Consider the following 5,390-nt stretch of genomic DNA (forward strand, 5'->3'; position numbering starts at 1 on the left):
TTGGCCCAGGTCAGGGTCTTGTCGATCTCGACATAGGTCTGGGTCCAGAAGCTGTAAGCCACCAGGATCCCCAGCGGCGCAGCCACCAGAAGCCCCACATAAAGCGAAGCCGGGGCGCTGAGCGCCAGGCCTTTTCCAGCCTCGGTTCTGAGAAATCCAGCCATGTCTCTCCGTTGCTTGCAGGGGTTGCGGCGGGGTGCTGCCATTAAAAATGGACAATCGTCCATCAAAATCTGACGGCTGGAAGGGGGTCCTGTCAACAGGATTTTGCAAAAAATGTACAAACGTCCATTTTTGCTGGAGAAACCGTTTGGCCTGTGTCTAAACTGGACAGGCGGCACTGCTTGCCGCACAGGATTGATCCGCGTTACAGCAGTGGAAACGACCAGGACCCAAGGGACACATGGCCGGAAAACGGGAACAGAACCGCGAGCAGAACCGACAAGCCCTGATCGGTGCAGTGCTGGATTCGGTGGCAGAGAAGGGGATCTCCGAGACCTCCGTCAGCGAGATCATCCAGCGTGCCGGCCTGTCGCGCGGCATGATCCACCTGCATTTCGGCGGCAAGGACAACCTGGTTCAGGCAGCGGCGCATCATTCCTCGGAGGAATACTACGACGGGCTGGAGGCGCTTTTGCAGACCGCGGGCGACAGCCCGCAGGAGCGGATCGAGATGATCGTGCGCGGCGACCTCAGCGAGCGGGTGCTGAACCGGCGCAACGTCAACATCTGGTACGCCTTCCGCGGCGAATCCCGCAACCGCACCGCCATTGCCGAGCATTCAGACACCCGCGACGGACGGCTGCGCGGCATGATCCACAACGCCTTCTCCCGGATCGTGCGGGAGGCCGGAACGCCGGATGCCTCCGGCGCGGCGCGCGATGCCACGCATGGCACCCTGGCACTGCTCGAAGGCATGTGGACCGACTTCCTGCTGCACCCCGACCGGTTCGACCGGGAGGAGGCGGCGCGGATCATATTCCGCTTTCTGGCCGCGATGTTCCCGGCGCATTTCTCGCTTAAGGGGGCGGTCCAGCCCCAGCAGGAGAAGGGGGCCGCACCCGCAGCCCCCGCGGCGTCAGATTCCTGACTTCACCTTGGTCCAGGCCCGGGTGCGCTGGCGCAGCGCCTTGGCGCCCAGGCTCTTGTCCGGGAACAGGCGGGCGAGGGTGGCCGCATCCGGATAGATCCCCGGATCAGACAGCACCTCCGGCAGCACATGGGCATCCGCCGCCGCATTAGCATTGGCAAAGAACACGGCATTGGAAACCCCGGCAATCACCTCCGGCTGCAGCATGTAGTCGATAAAGGCATAAGCCGCGTCCACATTGGGCGCATCTTCCGGGATCGCCATCAGGTCGATCCACATCAGGGTACCCTCCTTGGGGATCGAATATAGCACTTCGACGCCATTCCCCGCCTCCGCCGCGCGGGCCTGGGCGATGCCTGCATCACCGGAATACATCACCGCCAGGCAGACATTGCCAGCGGGCAGGTCGGTGGAAGGTTTCTGATTGTTGAAATAGCTAACGTTCTCCGCTGCCGCGGCCAGCAGTTCCTGCGCCTTGGCGACTTCCGCCTTGTCCTCGGTATAGGGATCGGCGCCCAGGTAGTTCAGGGCCACCGACAGCATCTCCACCGGCGAATCCAGCACCCCGATGCCGCAGTCCTTCAGCTTGGCAGCATTGGCTGGGTCGAACAGCAGGTCCCAGCTGTCGACAGGCAAGTCCCCCAGCCGCTCAGCCACCAGCGCCGGATTGTAGGCGATGCCGATGGTACCCCAGGTATAGGGCACACCCAGCTGCCGCCCGCCCGGCACTTGGTCAAGCGAAGCCAGGATTTCAGGGCGCAGGTTGCCGTAGTTTTTCAGCCGCGCGGTGTCGACCGGATGCAGCGCGCCCGCCTGCAGCTGCCGTTCGGCATTGGAGGCGGCGGGAAACACCACGTCATAGCCCGAGCCGCCCGCCAGCATCTTGGTTTCCAGCACCTCGTTGCTGTCGAAGTAATCCAGCGTGACCCTGGTGCCGGTTGCCTCCTCGTAACCGGAAATGGTGGTTTCGCCGAAATAGTCCGCCCAGTTGTAGATCGCCAGATCACCGGCAGAGGCTGGCGCCGCCAGGGCGGCGGCCAGCAAGGTTGCAGTCATGGTATTGTTTTTGATCATTGTTTCCTCCCTGTTGCGCGCTGCCTCAGCGCTGGCCGGAAGGTCCGGCAGCGTAGAGGCAGAGCAGATCGTTGGCGATGGTGGCCGCCGCGATGGCAGTGATTTCAGAGATGTCATAGGCCGGGGCGACCTCGACCACGTCCATGCCCACCACGTCGGTGCCTGCCAGTCCGCGAATGATCTCCTGCGCCTGATAGGGCGACAGGCCGCCGATCACCGGGGTGCCGGTGCCGGGGGCAGAGGCCGGCTCGAGCGCGTCGATGTCGAAGGTCACATAAGTCTTGTGATCGCCGACGATGCCGCGGATTTTCTCCGCCACCGCTTCCGGCCCCGTCTTCTGCACCTCGATGGCGTCGATGATGTTCATCCCCATCGTGTCCGGATTGTGGGTGCGGATGCCGACCTGAACAGACCGGGCCGGGTCCACCAGCCCTTCGCGGATTGCGTGCCACAGCATGGTGCCGTGGTCGATGCGGCCTTCCTCATCCGCCCAGGTGTCGGAATGGGCATCGAACTGGATCAGGCTCAGCGGCCCGTGCTTCTCCACATGCGCCTGCAGCAGCGGGTAAGTGATGAAGTGGTCGCCTCCGATCGACAAGAGCGCCGTGTCAGTGGCCAGCACGTCGCGTGCCGCCTGGGCGATTTCGCCCGGCACCTTGTGCGGATAGCCATAGTCGAACTCGCAGTCGCCGTAATCGACAACCCGCAGCGCCTCATAGGGATCAGCTTCCCACGGCCAGGGCTTGGACCAGGCAATATGGCTGGAGCCTGAACGCACCGCCCGCGGCCCCAGCCGGGTGCCGGACCGGCTGGACACCGACAAATCGAAGGGCACCCCCATCACAGCCACGTCAACTCCGCTGAGGTCGCGGGCATAGCGGCGGCGCATGAAGCTGAGCGCGCCGGCATAGCTGGCCTCTGCCACCACGCCGCGGTCGCTGCTGCGGGTAAAGGCCAGGTCGCCCTGTACGGGGTTCACGCTGGAGGAATCGGTCATTTGGGTCTCCGTCATGTTGAAAATTCGCTTGGACCCAGTTTGACTTTCGCGTTTATGCCGGCAAACTTGGCCAAAGATATATATCTTTAGGTATAGATGATGGACGACCCGATCTTCCCTCCGCTGCCCGCTGGCTGGGCCAAGGCGATGACGGCGCTGGCGGACGCCATCGCGACAGAGCGTTTTCCCGGCGCACTGCGGCAGATCCTGTCGCAATGCTGCAGCTTTGATTCGATGGTCATCTCACACTACGCGGGCGCGCAGCCGCCGGTGCCGCTCTATCAGGATCTGGATGAGCTTCAGGCGGCGATCACGGTGGAATTCTACGCCAGCGGCCCCTACCTGCTGGACCCGCTTTATCAGGCCTGCCGCAACGGCTGCACGCCCGGCGCCTACCGGCTGATGGACCTGGCGCCGGAGGCGTTTTACCGCTCGGAATACTACCGCGCCTTCTACCGAAAGATCAGCATCAGCGACGAGATCGGTATCCTGGTGCAGGACGGGGCAGAGCGCTGGTTTATCGTTTCGCTGGCCCGGTTTGCCCGCCAGCAAAGGTTTGAGGCGGCAGACACGGAACGGCTGAATGCGGTGTTCGCGGTGATCGCCGCCGCCATACGGCGCCAGTGGGGACAGGCGGAAGACACCGCGGCGGTTCATCAGCCCGCAGACTGGGAGGACCGGATGCAGACCTTCGGCACCGGCGTCCTCAGCCCGCGGGAACGGGAGGTGGTGCAGCTGATCCTGCAGGGCCATTCCACCCCCTCCGCTGCCGCCTATCTCGGCATTGCCGAAGGCACCGTGAAGGTCCACCGCCACCACGCCTATTCCAAGCTTGGTATTGCTTCGCAGGCGGAATTGTTTTCGATGGCCACCCGGCACTTGGCGGGCGCAGGGTAGGGCAGCCTTGCCCCCACCAAACCCGCAAAATCCCAAAATTCGTGTTGAAAAGTCAATTATTCAGGGCGAAATTTTGGTTTTTCGGTCACTTTGCGGGCTTTTCTGTTGACGAAATCCACATTTTTACAAATTCTAGCGGTCAATCCGGTCGGATAGCCACCGTCTCCGACCTCAGGAATGAAGGCCGCAACGATGCCCACCACAGAAACCCACGCTGACCACGCTATACGGATCGCCGGGATCGCCGCGGAGGCCGCGCGCGGCTATTTCCGCGGCCGCCTGGGGATTGAGTTCAAGGCAGACGAAAGCCCTGTCACCCAAGCCGACAAGGCGGTCGAGAGCGAGGTGCGCGCCTATCTTGAGCAGCATTTCCCGGACCACGGCATCTTTGGCGAGGAACACGGCTTTGCCGGGGCGGACCGCGCGGAGGTCTGGATCATCGACCCGATTGACGGCACCCGCTCCTTCCTGTCGGGGCACCCGCTGTTCGGTTTCCTGCTGGGGTTCCTGCAGGGCGGCATTCCGCAGCTGGGGGTGATCGGCATGCCTGCACTGGGCGAAACCTATCTCGGGGTGCGCGGCCAGGGAGCCACTTTGAACGGACAGCCCATCCATGTGTCGGATCAGACCCGGCTGGATCAGGCGGTCCTCTATGTGAATGAAGGCGACAAAATCCACCGCGATTATCCAGCGCTGTTCAACCGGCTGATGCAGGCCGGGCAGACGCGCCGGTTTTCCTATGACTGCTATCCGCACGCGCTGCTGGCGGCGGGCCATGTGGATGCGGTGATCGATTATGATCTGCAGCCCTATGACTATCTGCCGGTATCCGCCGTTATCGAATCCGCGGGCGGTGTGATCACCGATTGGGACGGCCAGCCGCTCGGGCTGGCATCCGACGGCCGGGTGGTCGCCGCGGCAACGCCTGCGCTGCACGCCGAAATGCTGGCGCTGATCAAGGGATAACCATATGGCAATACTGACCTTTCTGATCAGCCTCGCGGGCGCGACGATGCTGCTTTTGTATGCGGTGCGGATGGTGCGGACCGGGATTGAGCGCAGCTACGGGGCCTCGTTCCAGCGGCTGCTGACCGGACGGCAGAGCCATCTGCAGGCGGGGCTGATGGGGCTGATGCTGGCCATCGTGCTGCAAAGCTCGGCCGCGGTGGCGCTCTTGACCTCCGGCTTTGCCGCCAGCGGCTACCTCGCCTTTCCCGCCGGGCTGGCGATCGTGCTGGGCGGCGATCTCGGCTCGGCGCTGATCATCCAGATCCTGTCGTTCAAGCTCGACTGGCTGGTGCCGGTGCTGTTGGCGGCGGGCGGCTACCTGTT

6 protein-coding genes are annotated in these 5,390 nt (G+C 63.3%); 4 read left to right on the forward strand and 2 right to left on the reverse strand.

Annotation, left to right across the window (positions count from 1 at the left end; genetic code table 11):
• Positions 1 to 403: 403 nt before the first annotated feature.
• The gene (locus KUW17_RS23025) at positions 404 to 1,090 is read left to right on the forward strand and encodes a TetR family transcriptional regulator C-terminal domain-containing protein (RefSeq protein WP_222482629.1); all 687 of its coding nucleotides are present in this window, start codon (positions 404 to 406) and stop codon (positions 1,088 to 1,090) included.
• Here the strand turns inward: KUW17_RS23025 and KUW17_RS23030 are convergent.
• Positions 1,079 to 2,164, reverse strand: coding sequence for an extracellular solute-binding protein (locus tag KUW17_RS23030; protein ID WP_222482630.1), 1,086 nt, complete (start codon positions 2,162 to 2,164; stop codon positions 1,079 to 1,081). The two genes, KUW17_RS23025 and KUW17_RS23030, sit on opposite strands and share 12 nt — an antisense overlap.
• A gap of 25 nt (positions 2,165 to 2,189) precedes the next feature.
• Positions 2,190 to 3,161, reverse strand: coding sequence for an agmatinase (gene speB, locus KUW17_RS23035; protein ID WP_222482631.1), 972 nt, complete (start codon positions 3,159 to 3,161; stop codon positions 2,190 to 2,192).
• 96 nt (positions 3,162 to 3,257) lie between these two features.
• Between speB and KUW17_RS23040 the strand changes: the two genes are divergently transcribed.
• From KUW17_RS23040 to KUW17_RS23050, 3 genes are all read left to right on the forward strand, one after another.
• Positions 3,258 to 4,058 (forward strand): helix-turn-helix transcriptional regulator, encoded by an 801-nt coding sequence (locus tag KUW17_RS23040; RefSeq protein WP_261397384.1) that lies wholly within the window; start codon positions 3,258 to 3,260, stop codon positions 4,056 to 4,058.
• Between the two features lie 192 nt (positions 4,059 to 4,250).
• Positions 4,251 to 5,024, forward strand: a complete 774-nt coding sequence (locus KUW17_RS23045) for an inositol monophosphatase family protein (RefSeq protein ID WP_222482632.1) — start codon at positions 4,251 to 4,253, stop codon at positions 5,022 to 5,024.
• 4 nt (positions 5,025 to 5,028) lie between these two features.
• On the forward strand, positions 5,029 to 5,390 hold a 362-nt coding region (locus KUW17_RS23050), incomplete at its 3' end, for a Na/Pi symporter (RefSeq protein ID WP_222482633.1).

The sequence above is a fragment of the Leisingera aquaemixtae genome, assembly GCF_019801145.1.
GTDB classification, from domain to species: domain Bacteria; phylum Pseudomonadota; class Alphaproteobacteria; order Rhodobacterales; family Rhodobacteraceae; genus Leisingera; species Leisingera aquaemixtae_A.

What these genes read in the sequence shown, in the direction of transcription:
- KUW17_RS23025 (WP_222482629.1), top strand. Translation starts at nt 404, where the DNA reads ATGGCCGGAAAACGGGAACAGAACCGCGAGCAGAACCGACAAGCCCTG.
- KUW17_RS23030 (WP_222482630.1), bottom strand. Translation starts at nt 2,164, where the DNA reads ATGATCAAAAACAATACCATGACTGCAACCTTGCTGGCCGCCGCCCTG.
- speB (WP_222482631.1), bottom strand. Translation starts at nt 3,161, where the DNA reads ATGACCGATTCCTCCAGCGTGAACCCCGTACAGGGCGACCTGGCCTTT.
- KUW17_RS23040 (WP_261397384.1), top strand. Translation starts at nt 3,258, where the DNA reads ATGATGGACGACCCGATCTTCCCTCCGCTGCCCGCTGGCTGGGCCAAG.
- KUW17_RS23045 (WP_222482632.1), top strand. Translation starts at nt 4,251, where the DNA reads ATGCCCACCACAGAAACCCACGCTGACCACGCTATACGGATCGCCGGG.